Source organism: Bacillus sp. DC4300-2b2, from assembly GCF_049895685.1.
GTDB classification, from domain to species: domain Bacteria; phylum Bacillota; class Bacilli; order Bacillales; family Bacillaceae; genus Bacillus; species Bacillus safensis.
This window is the reverse complement of record NZ_JAFCSW010000003.1, coordinates 281,427-299,924: the sequence shown is the minus strand read 5'-3', so window position 1 is coordinate 299,924 and position 18,498 is coordinate 281,427. Positions and strand designations below refer to the sequence as shown.

The following is an 18,498-nucleotide window of genomic DNA, read 5'->3' as shown; positions in this document are numbered from 1 at the left end:
GAGGGAATGACATTGTATTTACACGGCACTTGCAGACAAAATGAACTCGGTCATTTAGAAATTGGTGGTGTTGATGCCGTTTCTTTAGCTGAAACGTATGGGACACCACTTTATGTATATGATGTGGCTTTAATACGGGAGCGCGCAAAAAGCTTTCAAAAAGCATTTATAGAAGAAGAATTAACAGCGCAGGTAGCATACGCGAGTAAAGCATTTTCTTCCATCGCCATGTTTCAGCTTGCTAAAGAAGAAGGATTATCTCTTGATGTTGTATCAGGCGGTGAGCTTCACACAGCCATTTGCGCTGGATTCCCAGTAGAAAAAATTCATTTCCATGGCAATAATAAAAGCAGAGAAGAATTAAAAATGGCTTTAGAGCATGGGATCGGCTGTATTGTTGTAGATAATTTCTATGAAATGAAGCTCATTGAACAGCTTGGTCAAGAGCTGTCAAAAAAAGTGAAAGTATTGCTCCGCATCACGCCTGGTGTCGAAGCGCATACGCATGATTACATTACGACAGGTCAAGAGGATTCAAAATTTGGCTTTGATCTTCACAATGGACAAGCAGATGAAGCGGTGAAACAAGTGCTTGGTTCAGAAGTGATCGAGCTTTTAGGTGTTCATTGTCATATCGGTTCACAAATTTTTGATACGGCTGGTTTTGTCCTTGCAGCAGATAAAATCTTTTTGAAACTGGATGAATGGAGAGAATCATTTGGTTTTATTTCAACAGTGTTAAACTTAGGCGGCGGCTTTGGGATTCGTTATACAGAAGAGGATGAACCACTTCCTGCGACAGAATATGTCGAGAAAATTATCCAAGCTGTGAAAGAGAATGTGGCCCGCTATGAGTTCGAAATGCCGGAAATTTGGATAGAACCAGGCCGTTCTCTTGTAGGTGATGCAGGGACGACTCTTTATACGATCGGATCAACAAAACATGTACCTGGCATCCGTGATTATGTTGCGATAGACGGCGGAATGAGTGATAACATTCGTCCAGCTTTATATCAAGCGAAATATGAAGCGGCAAGTGCCAATAAAATGAGCCAAACGCATGATCAAACGGTTTCAATTGCTGGTAAATGCTGTGAAAGCGGAGATATGCTTATTTGGGATATTGATCTGCCAGAATTATCACAAGGGGATTTATTAGCTGTCTTTTGTACCGGAGCTTACGGTTATAGTATGTCAAACAACTATAACCGCATCCCGCGCCCAGCTGTTGTGTTTGTAGAAGACGGAGAAGCGCAGCTTGTGGTTGAGCGTGAAACATATGAGGACATTGTCAAACTTGATTTACCGTATCAATCAAAAGTGAAATCATCTACTTAAAAAAGCCGCCTGGTGTACAGGCGGCTTTTTTTCATGAATTATTTTCCTCCAGTGAATACAGAGACGATCGCGTTCCAAATGGAGACAAAGAAATCCCAAATCTTTTGAAGGAGGTTTTTTCCTTCATCCGATTCTATGAATTTTGTAATCTTGTCTTTTGCTTTATCAATTTGAGACCCTACTTGATTCCAATCGATATTGATGTTTTTCATTTTATCAAATAGCGAGACAAGCTGATCTTTTTGATCCTGCGTCAGATTTAAGTTCAAATCAGAAGCCGCCTGATCGACTTTTTCTTCTACTTCTTTTGTGGTTTTAGGGACACCGTTTTTTGCAATGTCATCTTTGATTTTTGCAATAAGAGCAGAAGCGTTGTCTTTCCCGATAGAGTCACCCAGTTTTGAAGTTGTCACAAGCTCTTCGTTTGCCACCTGCTTCACATCTTCTGGAATGGCTTTGTCACTTGACACCTCATACGCTTTTAGTAAACCCGTCAGTGCGGCTGTACCAGATACTTCAAATGGAGCAGTCACGACAACCTTGGCATCCTTGACACCTGCTGTCATTAAAGCATTTAAATACATCTCATCTGTAATGGTCTTGATGTTGTGTGTATCCACAGTCAGACCAGTACCTGATTTTTCAATGGTGATAGATGAAGATGATAATGCTCTCGTCCCGATAGAAGAACGAGGGATATACTTTCCTAAATATTCGTGCTCTTCTTTATTGGTTACTTCAATTTTTGTCGCATTTTCAGGTGGATTCAACTCCTCAAGCACCTTTTGTCGATCAGCCGGTGTTAAGTCTTGCCCGAGTGTGACGATGACATCGCCGACAGCTGCATCCGCTAAGCTGACTTTTGGCGCACCAATTAGGAAAAGGAGCGCTGCCATCATACCAAGCATCATTTTTTTAAACATGTTGACCTCCTTCAAGTCGAAAGCGTTCCTCTTTCAAGAGAAACTCAGCTTTTGAGTACACGTAAAGAAATGCACTCCATCATATAGACGTAACAAATTGACTCGACGTTTCAATTTTCTTTTTAAGATGTTTTCCTTTTCCAATAAATGAAGACATGTCATTTCGTCACATATCATTTTATTAGGAAAAAAGAATCAAGCAACCCTATTTTATCAATCATCAGTTAAGAGGTAAATGACAATCGAAGAGCAGGGGATGTTTAACATTACCGAAAATGTGCTATAATGAGCGTTGTTTAACCTGAAAGGAGAATGTGAAAAATGGCGAAAAAAGGATACATACAATTAACGAATGGAAAGAAAATTGAGTTTGAACTTTACCCAGAGGCTGCTCCAGGTACAGTAGCAAACTTTGAAAAATTAGCGAATGAAGGCTTCTACGATGGATTGAAATTCCACCGCGTGATTCCAGGTTTCGTCAGCCAAGGCGGCGACCCAAACGGTAATGGAACGGGTGGTCCTGGTTACACAATTAAATGTGAAACAGAAGGAAATCCACATCAGCACGAAAGAGGTTCATTATCAATGGCACATGCTGGTAAAGACACAGGCGGCAGCCAATTCTTTATCGTACATGACCCGCAGCCGCACTTAAACGGCGTTCACACTGTTTTTGGCAAGGTAACATCTGGTATCGAGGCTGTACTTGATATGGAGCAAGGCCAAGGCATGGAAAAAGTTGAAGTTGTAGATGCGTAATCCAAAACACCGCTTAATCGCGGTGTTTTTTATTTTGTTTCTGAGACTAATGTGATTTGTTTCGTTAAGCGATAGGTGATGATCCAATACAAAATGGCTAAAGCGCTGACGGAAGCACCAAAAAGACATACTCCGCTCCAGCCATAGGCTGCGTATATGCTGGTTGAAACAATTGAACCGGTCGCACTGCCGATGGAGTAAAAAATCATGTAAGCTGCAGTAAGCCGGCTTCTCGCCTCAGGCCGCACTGTGAAAATCATAGTCTGATTCGTTACGTGTACTGCCTGCACAGATAGGTCAAGAATGATAATGCCAATGACTAAAGCAATAAGTGAATGTTCAGTCAAACTGATGAAAAACCATGAAATGAATAATAGGACAAGGGCTATACCGCTTGTGAACTGTCCAAAACCTCGATCAGCAAGGCTGCCAGCCCGAGCAGCGCCTAATGCTCCGGCTGCTCCAGCAAGACCAAATGCGCCAATAGCAGTATGTGAAAGAAAGTATGGCGCAGTACTGAGAGGCAGCACGAGTGAAGTCCATAACGTACCAAAGACGATAAAAATCAGAAGAGCTAGAATCCCACGGATGCGCAGGATTCGTTCTTGTACGAACAATACAAACATTGAACGAAGCAGATGAGCATAGGATAATGACTCTCCTTTGCTGTCATCACGCGGGAGCACTCGGAACAATACGCCAGTTAGGATAAGCATGATGACGGCAGAAACAAGATATACAGACCTCCAGCCAGCTAAATCGGTTAATACACCAGCAAAGGTTCGGGCGAGAAGAATACCGATGACGATTCCACTTTGCACCAAGCCGACGATACGGCCGCGCTCTTCTGGAGCAGCCCAACTTGCTGCAAACGCAACGAGTACCTGAGTGACTACAGCGAGCAGTCCGACCACTGCTAATCCAATAAATAGGACGGTGACGACAGGAGCGAAGCCGACTAGAATGAGGGCAAGCACAGATAAAAGCATCTGACCAATGATGAGCCGGCGTCGATTCAACAGATCACCAAGTGGTACGATCAGTAGCAGCCCCGCCGCATAACAAAGCTGAGTAACGTAATGACAATACCGATGGATGAATATGTGATACCAAACTCGGCTGCCAGTGAATCTAGTAACGGTTGTGCGAAGTATATGTTTGCAACAGCCATCCCGCAGGCTGCTGCAAAAAGTAGTGCCATATAGTGAGTCATTTTATCTTTAACCATTCATTGCATCCCCTCTTTTTATACTGAAAAGAATAATGTACTAATAGGTACAAAATGATTCCTGTTAAGGATAACCAGCAAAATGTTTTAAAGTCAAGAGTTTATTCTATGTTAATCTTGAAAGCAGAAAGACAGTTTGACAATTTCACCTGAAAAAAATACAATCATAATGTACTGATTAGTAATAAAAAGAAAATGATATCCTGATAAATAAAGAAATAGACAATTGTTATCGTGAAAGGATTTTATTGTTGAAAAGAGGAATTGATGATGGTTCGACAGCGTGAGTTTGATGAGGAAAAAGCGTTGAATGATGCAATGATGCTTTTTTGGGAAAAGGGGTATAGAGCTACAACGTTAAGCGATTTGACTGCAAAAATGGGAATACAGCGGCCAAGTTTATACTCAGCTTTTGGAGATAAAGAGGAATTATTTGAGGCTGCATTACGCACATATACAAAGCAGCATGCAGCTCGTATTCGAACAAAACTTCAAAACAATCGATCTGTAAAGGAAGCATTTCATCTATTATTTACAGATGTAGTGGAAGAGGAATATGGAGATGGCCCAAGTAAAGGCTGTTTTTGCATTAATACAATAGTGGAGCTTGCTCCACACGAAGAGAAATTTGAAATTCTGACAAGAGAACATCAAATGTATCTTTCGGTTATTTTTGAAGAAAAGATAGTGCAAGGTATTCGCTCAGGTGAGCTCGAAAGCGGCTTGAATGCTAAAGCCTTAGCACAGACACTGGTCGTTTCTTTCATCGGGCTTACCGTCCTAATGAAGTCACGTCCAGAGCGTTCATTTGTAGATCATTCTATAGCGACGATCCTATCCATTTTAAAATAAAATGGACAACACGCTATGACAGTTTCTGTGAAAAAATCATACAAAATAGTGAAGCGTATTTTGATCCATTACATCAAAATACGCTTTTTCTTTTAGGGCAGTCATGCACAGAATCTTTTTTTATGATATGATAAGAGAACAAACATTCGTATTTATGAAATGCTAGCACAACCAGCTGCAAATGAAGAAAATAGAAAGAAGGGGAGACTTTGAAACCACTCACTAAAGAAGAAAAAAATCAAATGATGATGGCCATTCAGCGTTACTTTGCCGAAGAACGAGAAGAAGAGATTGGTGAATTGGCAGCCATTAATATACTAGAATTTATCACAAAAAACCTTGGAAGCTACTATTATAATCAAGGGGTTCGCGACAGCCGCAGTATCGCTGTTCAGCGGTCACAATTGTTAGAGGAAGACTTATTCGCACTCGAAAAAAGAATATAAACGAAAAGCTTGCAGTATGTTGTGTTACGAACTGATAAATAAGAAAAAGACCCCCTTAATAAAGAACGCACATTCGTATCATATGTAATGATTAAGAGGTGGAACCAAAGGGCCATCTGAATCGTTATATAAGTAACCATTAATGAAAATCAGCTTTTTTGGTTTTATTTCAATAAAAGAAGGAATAAAACATACAAATAGGCGAAGCGCAGATGATGGAGGTTCTAAATATGGGGAAAATTAAATTAAAAATTGCGATCTTATTTGTTTTACTGCTTTGTTTAGGCGCAGGTTATTTATACATGAATGGCATGAAAATTGAAGATGTGCCAACAGCCATTGGCGAGAGCTTAACAAATAATGATAAAGATTACACCATCTATGAATATACTATTACGAAAATTGATGGAGATGAATATTACGGTCAAGCAAAGAATGGCACCAAAATCATTTTTAATGGAAAGAAATTTGAAGATGATGTGGCCGATCTGAAAAAAGGCGATCGTATTAAAGCCTACTTTAGTAATGAAAAAAGAATAGATGGTCTGATAAAAGTAGTAAAAGTCGTTAATTAACATGTCTCCTTTCCTGTAAGGAGGCTTTTTTTTGTGAAGAATCATGATTGTTGCATTTGAAAACAAGTATCGTTATAATAGCTCCTAAGGACAGCTGAATATCGATTGTATCCTTCGGGGCAGGGTGAAAATCCCGACCGACGGTAATAAAGCAAATGCTTTACAGCCCGTGACCCGTTAATTTATTAACGGTTGATTCAGTGAAAAGCTGAAGCCGACAGTGAAAGTCTGGATGGGAGAAGGATAAAAGAAAGCTATGAACGAAAAATATTTGTTGATCATAGTCTTATTTCTGATGCAAAAAAACCACAGCCCCGGAATTTTTTCCGGGGCTTTCTGTATGTTTTTGTTGTTAATACACACATGCAGTGTTTATTAGGTGATCCCTCATCTAACTTGTATGGACCATAAAAAGCGACGAAGGTGCTCAATCGATCACATGTCCCTAACATCGCTTTTTTAAAAAGTGAGAAATACAAATGAAAAGAAAGGGAGGATCACATGTTTACGGGGATTATTGAAGAAATTGGCACCGTTCAGTCATTAAGTAAAAAGTCAGCAGATGCCATGGAAATAGTCATTACATGCAGCCGTGTGCTGGAAGATGTTCACCTCGGAGACAGTATCGCCATTAATGGAGTATGTCTGACAGTCACAAGCTTCACAAAAGGACAGTTCGCCGCAGATGTGATGCCAGAGACGGTCAAATCGACATCACTGGATCAGCTGACAAAAGGCAGTCCAGTGAATTTAGAGCGAGCCATGTCCTCAAATGGACGATTTGGCGGTCATTTTGTCTCTGGCCATGTTGATGGAACGGCTGTCATTACCCGAATAGAAAAGAAGAGTAATGCCATTTACTATGATTTAAAGATGGACAAGACCCTCACAGATATGCTCACCCAAAAGGGTTCGATCGCAATAGATGGTGTCAGCTTGACCATTTTCGATTTGCGAGATTCATATGTCACAGTCTCTATTATTCCTCATACGCTTGAAGGAACTATTTTCCCGACTAAATCTATGGGGGATATCGTAAATATAGAGTGTGACATGATCGGTAAATACATTTATCGTTTTTTAACAAAAGAGCAAGGCGATAAACAGCCATCTCGATTGACCCCATCATTTCTAAAAGAGCACGGATTCTAGGAGGCGATTGTATGTATCATTCTGTTGATGAGGCAGTAAATGCCCTTAAACAAGGAGAAATCATTATCGTAGTGGATGATGAAGACAGAGAAAATGAAGGAGACTTTGTGGCACTTGCTGAGCATGCCACACCTGAAGTGATTAACTTCATGGCTTTACATGGAAGAGGCCTCATTTGTACGCCAGTCGATGAGTCGATCGCCAAACACCTGAAGCTGCATCCAATGGTTGAACATAATACAGATGCACACCATACAGCATTTACAGTAAGCATCGACCATGTGACAACGACGACTGGTATCAGTGCTTTTGAGCGCTCCACGACCATGCTGGCCATGTTAAATAAAGACGCAAAACCAGACGAATTTGCCCGTCCAGGCCATGTTTTTCCGCTTATTGCAAAAGAAGGCGGCGTACTAGAAAGACCAGGTCATACAGAGGCGGCGGTTGACCTTGCTAAACTGGCAGGCTCAGAGCCAGCGGGTGTCATATGTGAAATTATGAATGCAGACGGATCAATGGCTCGCGTCCCTGAACTAAAGGAGATTCAAAAACAGCATGATTTAAAGATGCTGACAATAGAAGCATTACAGACATATTTAAACAATAATCAAGCAGCGACTATCGAAACAAAATAAAAATCACAAAAAAGGATGATCAACATATGAATACAATACAAGGTCATGTAGTAGCAGAAGGACTAAAATTTGCAATCGTTGTAGCGAGATTCAATGATTTTATTACAAGTAAACTGTTAGATGGAGCAGAAGACACATTGCTCAGACACGGAGCAAATGGTGATGATATCGATGTTGTGTGGGTACCAGGCGCTTTTGAAATCCCGTACATGGCAAAAAAATTAGCTGAAACCAAAAAATATGATGCAGTCATCACACTTGGAACCGTGATCAGAGGCGCAACGACTCACTATGATTACGTGTGTAATGAAGCTGCTAAAGGAATTGCTCAAAGTGCAATGTCAACAGGGGTACCGATTATCTTTGGTGTACTGACAACAGAATCGATTGAACAAGCCATTGAAAGAGCTGGTACAAAAGCTGGAAATAAAGGCAGCGAATCGGCTGCAGCTGCTATTGAAATGGCGAATCTTAATCGAACGTTCTCTTAATTTAGTGAAAAAGAGTTTAAAAACGGTATAAAAATGTTTATAATGTGTGATGAGCAAATGAATCATAAGACATTTGCTGGAAATTAGGATAATTTGAATATTGAGGGGTATATATGTTAATTCGTTACAAGAGGTCTTTTGAAAAAATTGCCATGGGACTCCTGTCCTTTATGCCGGGTGAGAAAGACGTCAAACAGCTTCAGCAGACGATGAAGTCATATGAAATGGATGAAGATCGGCAGCTGTTCCTATGGAAAGATGGCGAGGATATTGTAGGTGCTATTGGTGTGTTGAAAACAGACGACCAAGTACAAATCGAACATATTAGTGTGAATCCATCCCATCGTGATCAAGGAATCGGCAAGGAAATGGTTTTAGCCGTGGAAGACATATTTAAAACCAAAACACTCATTCCAAATGAATTAACGCAAGGCTTCTTTCATAAGTGTCACAGCGAATCAAATTAAATATCACACATGTAAAAGCAGAGGCTATAGTCCTCTGCTTTTTTTACGTTCAATCTGCTTTTTTCGCTCCAGCAATACATCTGTCCGGTCACGGAGTCTATGTTTTTCGATCAAAAATGTATGGGATAAGTTGCTTTCCTGTCCAAAGAGCAGTCCTTCTTTTTGGGCCATTTCTTGGCATAAAGAAAGAAGTGCTTCATCTTTGATCGGCAGCATCACACTTTCATAGGGCATATCTTCATCCATTTTCTTTTTCAGCGTTCTCAGAAGCATCAGAAATGCCTCATCATCCAGACCGAGATCCGATAATACTGAACGGTTTGCTTCTAACAAATGAAGACTGTTAGAAATGAGCCGTTTTGCTCCTTTTCCATTTCCCCGTCTTTGATGATACAAGGCAACAGCGAGCTGAATGAGCCCGACCCAATATTCTTTGCGCTGCTCAGGGGGATCTTCCTTCCAATATTCCTCTAGAATTTCATGACACTCAAAATAATCTCTTGTCGTATGAAATTCGTGTAAAAAAGCCACGTACGCTTCAGGATACACAGCGGTCATCTCCTTTTCCACTTTCAGTCTAACATATTGAAAAGAAAAGAAGAAAGAGCGTCCCTTTAGTGAAAAGGACGCTCTGTTTCTTTAATAAACCCAAGCCGCGCCAACGATGATCAGCAAGATGAAAAGCACGACAATAAGCGCGAATCCTCCGCCAAAGTTATAGCCATCTCCCATAATGATACGGCCTCCTTTTTCATCAGTTCTGATTACAATGGTATTCTATGTATAAATGCCCTTATTGGTATGGGCGGATCCACTGTTTTTCTTGATTTGCCTAAGGCATCATGGCCGAAATTATATTGGACGAGAGCTTTATCCTGTCTTATACTAAAGGTTAGCCGGTGAAACGGTACTTAGAAGACAGTAGAAATGGTGAGAAAAAGATGCTGGAATATCAGGTGAAAATAGATTCGTTCGAGGGTCCTTTGGACTTGCTTTTACATTTAATTAACCGGTTGGAAATTGATATTTATGATATTCCCGTCGCTAAAATTACGGAGCAGTATTTATTATATGTCCACACGATGAGGGAGCTTGAGCTCGATGTTGCGAGTGAATATTTGGTCATGGCTGCAACCCTCCTCAGTATTAAAAGCAGAATGCTTCTTCCGAAACAAGAGGAAGAGCTGTTTGATGAAGACCTGCTTGAAGAGGAAGAGGATCCTCGAGAAGAGCTGATTGGCAAATTGATTGAATACCGCAAGTATAAAAATGCAGCACAAGAACTAAAGGAACGCGAAGAAGAAAGGCAAAATGCCTTTACAAAACCACCGAGTGATTTAAGCGAATTTGCAAAAGAATCAGAAGCGAAGGACACAAATTTACACGTAACGGTGTATGATATGTTAGGTGCGTTCCAAAAGGTATTAAACCGGAAGAAAATAACGAAACCAGCACCATCAAAGATTACAAGACAAGAAATCCCGATTGAAGACAAAATGAATGAGATTATGAACCATTTAAGAAAAACAAAAAAGCGGACCAATTTCATGACTCTATTTCAACATGATCAAAAGGAACACCTTGTCGTGACGTTTCTTGCTGTTCTCGAATTAATGAAAAGTCATCAAATCATGCTAGAGCAGGAAGGGAACTTTGAAGACATTTATATCATAGGGAGTGAAACGATTCATGACGCTTGATATCGTGAATTGGAAAGCCATCTTAGAAGCGCTGCTGTATGCAGCAGGTGACGAAGGCTTAACAAGAAAACAGCTCATGTCTGTTCTTGAAGTAGATGAGTCGGTATTACTCGACATTATGTCTTCCGTAAAGGAAGAGTATCAAAAACAAGAACGAGGGATTGAGCTCATTGAATATGCAGATTCATATATGCTGCTGACGAAAAAAGAATACAGCATGTATTTAAAAAAATTAGTCGAGACACCATCCAAAGGTTTGTCGCAGGCAGCGCTGGAGGTGCTTGCCATTGTTTCTTATAAACAGCCGATTACACGCAGTGAGGTAGAGGAAATCAGAGGAGTCAAATCAGAGCGTGTGCTTCATAGCTTAGTAGCCAAAGCGCTGCTCTGTGAAGTAGGACGTGCCGATGGTCCGGGAAGAGCGATTCTCTATGGGACAACCCCTACCTTTTTAGAGCAATTTGGCTTAAAAGCCTTAGATGAATTACCTCCGCTTCCAGAGAATGTGGAAGCCGATGGAGTACAAGAAGAGGCTGATCTATTTTTTGAAAACTTCAATCAAACATTTGAAGACATAAAATAGTTCAAAAGAAGGAAAAATGTATGATAAAATATAAAAAAGATTTTAGGTCTAAAATCTTTTGATGACAGATAAAATGGTGACAAAGCCATGAGGGGAAGGTAAACACGAAACAAATGGCACATATGAATGTAAAGGCTCAAGTTGATCAAGCAGGCGTCTTTTTATCAAAGGTTGCAATTGAAATGAATGGTTTTTTGAACGAAGCCACCTTATCAAGCTTGAAACGATTAAACCCCGAAGCGGAAGCCTATTATTGTGACATATTGAGTACATTACGGAAGCTTGCAGTGTACAGCGAGGATGCAGCAGCAGTTTGCAGGAAAATGGGGCAGCAGCAGACATTTCCGCAGCAAGCCGCACAGCAGATGCTTCACCGTATTTATCATCAATGTATTGAAGAATTTTTCACGCCGAAAAAGGATACATGGTATGAAGACAGCCGTTCAGCCTATACAGGAAAAAGCAGCATTGTTTTTCACCATGAAGTATCCGCTGATATGAAACAATTATTTTCTTCATTAGAAAAAGACTTTTTAGCGATGAGAGAAGAGCTGGAATATACGACTTCTCATCAGCAAGTGAAAATGGTATAAGTAAGTCGAAGAAGCGCCTCTACATGTAGAGGCGCTTTTTTTTATGGACGAGGCATCATAACTTTTTCAGCTGAGCATACACTTGTACAAAACGGACAAGGACGTGAATGAACATGCCCTATTTAAAAATTGGAACAGCAGTCCTTCTTCTATTTACACTCTTACTGCCTTTTTCCTCACATGCCAAAGCAGACATTTCGTTATCAGTGAGTGCAAGAAGTGCCATTTTAATAGATGGACAGTCAGGCAGAGTCCTATTTGGAAAGGACGAGCACGAAAAAAGAAGAATCGCCAGTATTACAAAAATCATGACGGCTGTATTAGCCATTGAATCAGGAAAAATGAAAGATACCGTCAAAGTATCAAAACGTGCGATTCAAGCGGAGGGCTCATCCATTTATTTAAAGGAAGGGCAGAAGGTGAGCTTAGAAGATTTGACATACGGGCTCATGCTGCGTTCTGGAAATGATGCAGCTGTTGCCATTGCAGAGCATGTTGGCGGCAGCTTAGAAGGCTTTATTTTTATGATGAATCAAAAGGCGGCTGAACTAGGAATGGAGAATACGAATTTTCAAAATCCGCACGGGCTCGATGATCATAAAAATCATTATTCATCGGCCTATGACATGGCGATCCTAACAAAATACGCGATGAAGCATAAACAATATCAAAAAATTGCTGGTACGACTTTCTATAAAGCGAAAACAATGGAAGGCTATTGGAAAAATAAAAACAAGCTGCTCACCGGTTTATACGAATATTCCACTGGAGGGAAAACAGGATATACAAAACTTGCAAAACGTACACTCGTCTCCACCGCTGCAAAAGGGGATGCTGAGCTGATCGCTGTGACCATTAATGCGCCGGATGACTGGAAGGATCATATCTCTATGTTTGAATATGCATTTGATCACTATAAAACGTATGTGCTTGCTGAAAAAGGAAGACTTGCTTCGTTAAAAGGGACCTTTTACGAAAAAAAAGCGTTTATCAAGCGTGATGTGGACTATTTTTTGAATGAAGATGAGAAAAAACTTGTCAAAATTGAAACGGAAATGCTCACCCCTAAAAAGAAGTGGAAAAAAAACGCCGAAGCCATCCCAGATGTTGTAGGAAAAATGACGATTTTATTAGATGGACAGGTGATCGAGCAATTACCGATTTTTTATGAAAATAAACGAAACCGCATGCCTCAAAAAAGCTTTCAAGAAATGTTTAAGTCTGTCTTTCAGACCTCTATAGGCGGATCTTCATGGTCAATCTAATTTGGGTATTTCTCACTGTCATCGGTCTTGTCTATGCGATGTTTAATGGAACGATGCAGGAAGTGAACGAGGCTGTATTTAAGGGATCAAAAGAAGCGGTTACTATTTCAATTGGTCTGATTAGTGTCCTCGTTTTTTGGCTCGGGCTCATGAAGATTGCCGAAGAGGCAGGGCTGTTAAATTTCTTTAGTAAATTGTGCCGGCCCTTTATTTCAAAGCTATTCCCGGATATTCCGCCTCATCATCCTGCAATGGGTTATATTTTGTCCAATCTCATGGCAAATTTCTTTGGTCTTGGGAATGCCGCTACACCGCTTGGGATTAAGGCGATGGAGCAGATGAAAGCATTAAACGGCGGAAAAAATGAGGCAAGCCGTTCTATGATTACATTTCTAGCGGTCAACACATCCTCTATCACACTTGTGCCAACAACCGTCATTGCTATAAGAATGACCTATGGGGCAGATCAGCCAACAGACATTGTAGGACCAACCATTTTAGCAACACTCATTTCAGGAATCGGTGCAATTCTCATCGATCGTTATTTCCACTATCGCAGAAGCAGGCGGGGGTGATCTTGTGGCATTTATTAACTGGCTGTCACTTGCTTTGATTCCACTGATCATCGCAGGGATTTTGATTGCTGGAACCATTAAAAAGGTACCAACCTATGAAACATTTGTGGAGGGAGGAAAAGAGGGCATTCAAATTGCCTTTTCCATCATTCCCTATTTAGTCGGCATGCTTGTAGCTATTACGATATTCCGTGCGTCAGGTGCGCTTGATTTTGTTATGGGACTTTTAAAACCAGTCTTTACAGCGATTGGTTTCCCAGCAGAAGTCGTTCCGCTTGCGTTTATTCGCCCGATATCTGGAACGGCTGCACTTGGAATGACATCAGATTTGATAGCGACGTATGGCCCAGATTCTTTTATTGGCCAGCTCGCGGCTGTCATGCAAGGGTCAACAGACACCACCCTTTACATTTTGACGGTTTATTTTGGAGCAGTCGGTATTAAAAAAATGGGAGATGCGCTAAAAGTAGGTTTGTTAGCAGATCTCATTGGTGTCATTGCATCTGTGATTATCGTCAGTTTGTTATTTAGCGGCGCCTAATCAGGCGCTTTTTTGTATTTCATGGATGGAAAATCGCTTTTTAGCTGAAATTAGATAGACGAAACGCTTATTTTTCCACGAATGCTTGTTTGTTTTAGGTCAAGCAAGTAAGATAGTACATGAGGTGAAAGACAAATGGAACGTTTACAGAAAGTAATTGCACATGCCGGCGTCGCTTCAAGACGAAAGGCTGAAGAATTAATTAAAGAAGGACGAGTTACCGTTAATGGTCAAACAGTGACAGAGCTCGGAGTGAAGGTGGGCTCTTCAGATAAAATTGAAGTCAATGGCTTAAAGCTTGAAAGAGAAGAACCGGTTTACTTTATGCTTTATAAACCGCGCGGCGTCATTTCTGCTGCCGAGGATGATAAAGGACGTAAGGTCGTCACAGACTTCTTTGATGATGTCCCGCAACGCCTTTATCCAATCGGCCGGTTAGATTATGATACGAGCGGTTTGATTTTGATTACAAATGATGGGGAATTTGCCCATAAGCTCATGCATCCGAAATACGAAATTGATAAAACGTATGCAGCGAAGCTAAAAGGCATACCATCAAAGGAACTGCTTAGAAAGCTAGAAAAAGGGATCATGTTAGATCATAAAAAAACAGCACCTGCTCGTGCGAAAATGCTTTCTATTGATAAACGAAAGCAAACTTGTATTGTCCAATTAACCATTCATGAAGGCAGAAATAGACAAGTACGCCGCATGTTTGAAGCGATCGGCCATGATGTCTTAAAGCTAAAGAGGGAGCAATATTCGTTCCTTCATATTGAAGGTATGAGACCAGGAGACCGCAGAGAATTGTCTCCACATGAAGTAAAGCGCCTGAGAGCAATTGCCGATCATGGGAAAAGCGCTTTTTAATTTTCACATAAACTTCAAAAAATGAAGAAGCATCAAAAGAAGGAGAATGCTATAATTTACCTGAATGTCTATGGGGAAGGGGTACTTCAGATGAAAAAAAGACGGTTTTTCATACGGACGGGCATTCTCCTCGTGATGCTTGCTGCACTATGTTATACAATGTATAACTCAGTATTTGCCAAACAGGATCGAGTCAAAGAAGGATCTATTGCGCCAAACTTTGTCCTTCAATCTGTGGATGGGGATCGGATTGAATTAAAGGATTTAAAAGGCAAAGGTGTCTTTCTTAATTTTTGGGGTACATGGTGTGGTCCGTGTAAACAAGAATTTCCTTATATGGCGAATCAATATGAAGTGTTCAAGGATCGCGGTGTGGAAATTGTCGCAGTCAATGTTGCGGAGTCCAAGATTGCCGTGAAAAATTTTATGGAATCCTATGGCGTGAATTTTCCTGTTGCCATGGACAAAGATCGTCAAGTGACAGAGGCATATGATATTACGCCGCTGCCAACCACATTTTTAATTAATCCTGAAGGCAAGGTAATCAAAGTCATAAAGGGAACGATGACAGAACGTAATGTCTATGAATATATGAATTTGATTAAACCAAAGGGGTCATAGAATGAAAGAGGTAAAGTGCGAGTGTGGACATATTAATCCAATCGGTACTGTTCTATGTGAATCATGCGGGAATCCCATTGCGGCTAAAGAGAAGAACTCTTCAAAGCTGCTTGATATGAGATATGACGGCAGTGCAAGACGCTCGCAAACATATAACAAAACGATTGTTGATAAAGTATGGAACTTTTTTTCTTCCGTTAAAGTAGGTGTGTGGCTGATTGTCATTACACTGCTTGCATCTTCGCTTGGAACGATTTTCCCGCAGGAGCGATTTATTCCGCCAGGAGCGTCTGCTTCCACGTATTATGAAGAGCAATATGGATCCTTTGGCAAGCTGTATTATACACTTGGATTCCATGATCTTTATAATTCTTGGTGGTTTTTAGCTCTTATCGCATCAATCGGAATCTCCCTTGTTATTTGTAGTCTCGATCGCGTTATTCCTCTTTATCGAGCACTCAAAAACCAAGGGGTTATCAAAAAAGAAGGATTTATGAGAAGACAGCGTCTGTTTAGTGAGACAGACAAAACATTAGATGAGCATACATATGAAGGCATCATAAGAGCAATGAAACAAAAGCGTTACCGCGTGCGAGAAGAAAATGGGCATATTTTAGCCGAAAAAGGACGTTTTTCACGCTGGGGACCTTACGTCAATCACATTGGATTAATCATCTTTCTCATTGGATCGATGCTCCGGTTCGTCCCGGGCATGTACGTGGATGAAACGCTGTGGGTCAGAGAAGGTGAAACTGCACCGATTCCAGGTACGGATGGTCAATACTTCTTGAAAAATAACGCGTTTTCAATTGATCGTTATGAAACTGGAAATGAAAAAGAAGTGTTTGAGAATGCCATTGAAAAAGCTGGCGACGGTCAAGTGGTGAAAAGCTATAAAACGGATGCCATCTTATACAAACGTGAAGGAGAAGTTGTATTTGGTGAAAAGCCCAAGCTGAAGCAGGTAACAGAACACGATATCAAAGTGAATGAACCGCTTAAGTTTGACAATTTCTCATTATATCAAGTGGATTTTAAACAAAATGAACTCGATCAAATGGTCTTTCAACTGATTCGTAAAGATACAGAAAAATCTTTCGGTACAGTGAAGATTAATCTGCTGGAGCCTAAGTCGGAATATGATCTTGGTAGCGGTTACAAAGTCAAAGTGATGAGCTATCTGCCTGATTTTTATTTTGACGATGATGGAACGCCGAGTACGAAAACAAGGAATCCGAATAATCCTGCTTTCGTGTTTGAAATGATTTCTCCTGAAAAACCTAAAGGTGAAAAAAGCTTTGTCGCCATTCAAGAGACAGTAGAGGGCTCTGATAACAATCTATATAAAATGAAGTTTGATCGGGTTGAAACGAAAAACGTCACAGGCTTAACTGTTAGAAAAGATTTAACACTAGGGGTGCTCATTGTAGGCGGAATCATTTTCATGATTGGTGTCGTGCAGGGGATGTATTGGCAGCATAGAAGAATCTGGCTGTCGGCAAAGGATGGAAAAGTATTGGTGGCAGGACATACAAACAAAAACTGGTTCGGCTTAAAGTCCGATCTTAACGTGTTACTGAGCGGCAGTGGCATCAAACAGCCAGTTGATCAAAAAGAGCTGCCTGATACAACAAGTATCAGCAAAAGCAAGGGGGAAGGATTAGATGGCGGCAGTCAGTGAAAATCTGTTATTTGCAGCTTTTCTATTTTATTTAGCAGCAGTTCCTTTTTTTGGTGGTGCCATTAAGGGAAAAAAGAAAGAAGATGGACCGCGAAGGAATAAGGCGGCACTCATTGGCATTACGCTTACTATCATCGGTTTTTTGAGCCAGTTGGGCTATTTTATTTCAAGATGGATTGCATCTGGTCATGCACCAGTCAGTAATTTGTTTGAGTTCACTACCGCTTTTGGCATGATGCTGGTGCTTGCATTCATCATTTTATATTTTGTGTATCAAGTGTCTGTACTTGGTTTATTCACACTTCCAATCGCTTTATTGATTATTGCCTATGCAAGTATGTTCCCATCAGATATTTCACCGCTGATTCCTTCACTTCAAAGTAATTGGCTTTATATTCACGTGACAACAGCAGCACTTGGTCAAGCCATTCTAGCCATCAGCTTTGTGGCAGGCGTCATCTTTCTATTAAAGCATGTGGATCAAACAAAGCCAGGGAAGAAGACGTTTGGTTTAGAGCTTGTCATGTTTATGATTGTGGTGACACTTGCATTTATCGCTGTCACGTCTATTTTTAGAATGACAGGGTATGAAGCGACATTTAATTGGATCGATAAAAATAAAGAAAAAAGTGTGATGGTCTATGAGCTGCCAGCTCTTGTCGGCCCTCATAAAGGGGAGCTTGTGACGGAAGATCGTTTGGAGCCGTTTGTTGAGCTGCCGCCTGTTTTTTCAGGCAGAAAGGTCAATACAGTGTTATGGTCATTTAGCGTAGGGCTGATTATATACGGACTCATTCGATTGATCATTCGCAAACGACTGAGCGCACTGCTTCAACCGCTAGTGAAACAGGTGAACCTAGATTTAGTCGATGAAATTGGGTATAGGGCTGTTTCGATTGGTTTCCCTGTATTTGCATTAGGTGGGCTGATTTTTGCCATGATCTGGGCACAAATTGCATGGACTAGGTTTTGGGGCTGGGATCCGAAGGAAGTATGGGCATTGATTACGTTTCTCTTTTATGCAGCCTATCTTCATCTTCGCTTGTCGCGAGGCTGGCATGGTGAAAAGTCCGCTTGGCTTGCTGTGATCGGCTTCGCCATTATTATGTTTAATCTCATCTTTGTCAATCTTGTCATTGCGGGGCTTCATTCCTACGCATAATCACAAGGAAAAGGCCAACTTTTATGATTCAATTCGGC

21 protein-coding genes, 2 pseudogenes and 1 riboswitch are annotated in these 18,498 nt (G+C 40.8%); of the genes and pseudogenes, 19 read left to right on the top strand and 4 right to left on the bottom strand.

Translation table 11 applies throughout. From position 1 onward, the window contains the following. The first annotated feature begins 12 nt into the window (after positions 1 to 12). Complete coding sequence (lysA, locus tag ACP69X_RS11430; protein ID WP_041085989.1) at positions 13 to 1,338, top strand: diaminopimelate decarboxylase; 1,326 nt, start codon at positions 13 to 15, stop codon at positions 1,336 to 1,338. A 38-nt stretch (positions 1,339 to 1,376) separates the two neighbouring features. On the opposite strand, the gene ACP69X_RS11425 is transcribed toward lysA, so the two are convergent. Further along, positions 1,377 to 2,261: a DUF1002 domain-containing protein gene (locus ACP69X_RS11425; RefSeq protein ID WP_041085988.1), complete on the bottom strand. Its 885-nt coding sequence runs from the start codon at positions 2,259 to 2,261 to the stop codon at positions 1,377 to 1,379. Between the two features lie 321 nt (positions 2,262 to 2,582). Between ACP69X_RS11425 and ACP69X_RS11420 the strand changes: the two genes are divergently transcribed. Further along, on the top strand, positions 2,583 to 3,020 hold the full coding sequence (locus ACP69X_RS11420; RefSeq protein WP_008359679.1) for a peptidylprolyl isomerase: 438 nt from the start codon (positions 2,583 to 2,585) through the stop codon (positions 3,018 to 3,020). Between the two features lie 29 nt (positions 3,021 to 3,049). On the opposite strand, the pseudogene ACP69X_RS11415 reads toward ACP69X_RS11420, so the two are convergent. Further along, a pseudogene (locus ACP69X_RS11415) lies at positions 3,050 to 4,248 on the bottom strand (MFS transporter). A gap of 270 nt (positions 4,249 to 4,518) precedes the next feature. On the opposite strand from ACP69X_RS11415, the gene ACP69X_RS11410 reads away from it, so the two are divergent. From ACP69X_RS11410 to ACP69X_RS11380, 7 genes and pseudogenes are all read left to right on the top strand, one after another. Next, a complete protein-coding gene (locus tag ACP69X_RS11410) occupies positions 4,519 to 5,100 on the top strand; it encodes a TetR/AcrR family transcriptional regulator (protein ID WP_041085984.1) in 582 nt (193 codons plus the stop codon). Between the two features lie 209 nt (positions 5,101 to 5,309). Beyond that, positions 5,310 to 5,546 carry a DUF2164 domain-containing protein gene (locus ACP69X_RS11405; RefSeq protein ID WP_039179646.1) on the top strand — a complete coding sequence of 79 codons (237 nt, stop codon included), beginning with the start codon at positions 5,310 to 5,312 and terminating at the stop codon, positions 5,544 to 5,546. Positions 5,547 to 5,776: 230 nt separating this feature from the next. Continuing rightward, on the top strand, positions 5,777 to 6,121 hold the full coding sequence (locus tag ACP69X_RS11400) for a hypothetical protein (RefSeq protein WP_008344451.1): 345 nt from the start codon (positions 5,777 to 5,779) through the stop codon (positions 6,119 to 6,121). 106 nt (positions 6,122 to 6,227) lie between these two features. Then, positions 6,228 to 6,369, top strand: a riboswitch (FMN riboswitch). Positions 6,370 to 6,622: 253 nt separating this feature from the next. Beyond that, positions 6,623 to 7,273, top strand: a complete 651-nt coding sequence (ribE, locus tag ACP69X_RS11395; RefSeq protein WP_075611585.1) for a riboflavin synthase — start codon at positions 6,623 to 6,625, stop codon at positions 7,271 to 7,273. An 11-nt stretch (positions 7,274 to 7,284) separates the two neighbouring features. Then, positions 7,285 to 7,881, top strand: a pseudogene (ribB, locus tag ACP69X_RS11390) (3,4-dihydroxy-2-butanone-4-phosphate synthase); the annotation flags it as partial. 56 nt (positions 7,882 to 7,937) lie between these two features. After that, the gene (ribH, locus tag ACP69X_RS11385; RefSeq protein WP_029706184.1) at positions 7,938 to 8,402 is read left to right on the top strand and encodes a 6,7-dimethyl-8-ribityllumazine synthase; all 465 of its coding nucleotides are present in this window, start codon (positions 7,938 to 7,940) and stop codon (positions 8,400 to 8,402) included. A 113-nt stretch (positions 8,403 to 8,515) separates the two neighbouring features. Then, a complete protein-coding gene (locus ACP69X_RS11380; RefSeq protein WP_039179637.1) occupies positions 8,516 to 8,869 on the top strand; it encodes a GNAT family N-acetyltransferase in 354 nt (117 codons plus the stop codon). A 24-nt stretch (positions 8,870 to 8,893) separates the two neighbouring features. On the opposite strand, the gene ACP69X_RS11375 is transcribed toward ACP69X_RS11380, so the two are convergent. After that, the gene (locus ACP69X_RS11375; protein ID WP_426052685.1) at positions 8,894 to 9,418 is read right to left on the bottom strand and encodes a DUF309 domain-containing protein; all 525 of its coding nucleotides are present in this window, start codon (positions 9,416 to 9,418) and stop codon (positions 8,894 to 8,896) included. Positions 9,419 to 9,508: 90 nt separating this feature from the next. Further along, positions 9,509 to 9,601 (bottom strand): YjcZ family sporulation protein, encoded by a 93-nt coding sequence (locus tag ACP69X_RS11370; RefSeq protein ID WP_012010430.1) that lies wholly within the window; start codon positions 9,599 to 9,601, stop codon positions 9,509 to 9,511. 209 nt (positions 9,602 to 9,810) lie between these two features. Between ACP69X_RS11370 and ACP69X_RS11365 the strand changes: the two genes are divergently transcribed. From ACP69X_RS11365 to ccsB, 10 genes are all read left to right on the top strand, one after another. Then, entirely contained in the window at positions 9,811 to 10,569 is a 759-nt protein-coding gene (locus ACP69X_RS11365; protein ID WP_024422848.1) for a segregation/condensation protein A, read from the top strand. After that, entirely contained in the window at positions 10,559 to 11,152 is a 594-nt protein-coding gene (scpB, locus tag ACP69X_RS11360; protein WP_024422847.1) for an SMC-Scp complex subunit ScpB, read from the top strand. The genes ACP69X_RS11365 and scpB overlap by 11 nt, the downstream gene beginning before the upstream one ends. Before the next feature lie 113 nt (positions 11,153 to 11,265). Then, positions 11,266 to 11,745, top strand: a complete 480-nt coding sequence (locus ACP69X_RS11355) for a YpuI family protein (RefSeq protein WP_041085975.1) — start codon at positions 11,266 to 11,268, stop codon at positions 11,743 to 11,745. A 113-nt stretch (positions 11,746 to 11,858) separates the two neighbouring features. After that, entirely contained in the window at positions 11,859 to 13,010 is a 1,152-nt protein-coding gene (locus ACP69X_RS11350) for a D-alanyl-D-alanine carboxypeptidase family protein (RefSeq protein WP_041085973.1), read from the top strand. Continuing rightward, positions 12,998 to 13,585 carry a nucleoside recognition domain-containing protein gene (locus tag ACP69X_RS11345; RefSeq protein WP_041085971.1) on the top strand — a complete coding sequence of 196 codons (588 nt, stop codon included), beginning with the start codon at positions 12,998 to 13,000 and terminating at the stop codon, positions 13,583 to 13,585. The genes ACP69X_RS11350 and ACP69X_RS11345 overlap by 13 nt, the downstream gene beginning before the upstream one ends. A 4-nt stretch (positions 13,586 to 13,589) precedes the next feature. Beyond that, positions 13,590 to 14,126: a spore maturation protein gene (locus ACP69X_RS11340; protein WP_041085969.1), complete on the top strand. Its 537-nt coding sequence runs from the start codon at positions 13,590 to 13,592 to the stop codon at positions 14,124 to 14,126. A gap of 135 nt (positions 14,127 to 14,261) precedes the next feature. Then, complete coding sequence (rluB, locus tag ACP69X_RS11335) at positions 14,262 to 14,996, top strand: 23S rRNA pseudouridine(2605) synthase RluB (RefSeq protein ID WP_024422842.1); 735 nt, start codon at positions 14,262 to 14,264, stop codon at positions 14,994 to 14,996. 90 nt (positions 14,997 to 15,086) lie between these two features. Further along, on the top strand, positions 15,087 to 15,617 hold the full coding sequence (gene resA / locus ACP69X_RS11330) for a thiol-disulfide oxidoreductase ResA (protein ID WP_041085967.1): 531 nt from the start codon (positions 15,087 to 15,089) through the stop codon (positions 15,615 to 15,617). A gap of 1 nt (position 15,618) precedes the next feature. Next, positions 15,619 to 17,298, top strand: coding sequence for a cytochrome c biogenesis protein ResB (gene resB, locus ACP69X_RS11325; RefSeq protein WP_041085964.1), 1,680 nt, complete (start codon positions 15,619 to 15,621; stop codon positions 17,296 to 17,298). Continuing rightward, complete coding sequence (gene ccsB, locus ACP69X_RS11320; protein ID WP_039179613.1) at positions 17,282 to 18,460, top strand: c-type cytochrome biogenesis protein CcsB; 1,179 nt, start codon at positions 17,282 to 17,284, stop codon at positions 18,458 to 18,460. Before resB ends, ccsB begins: the two co-directional genes overlap by 17 nt. Positions 18,461 to 18,498: the final 38 nt, after the last annotated feature.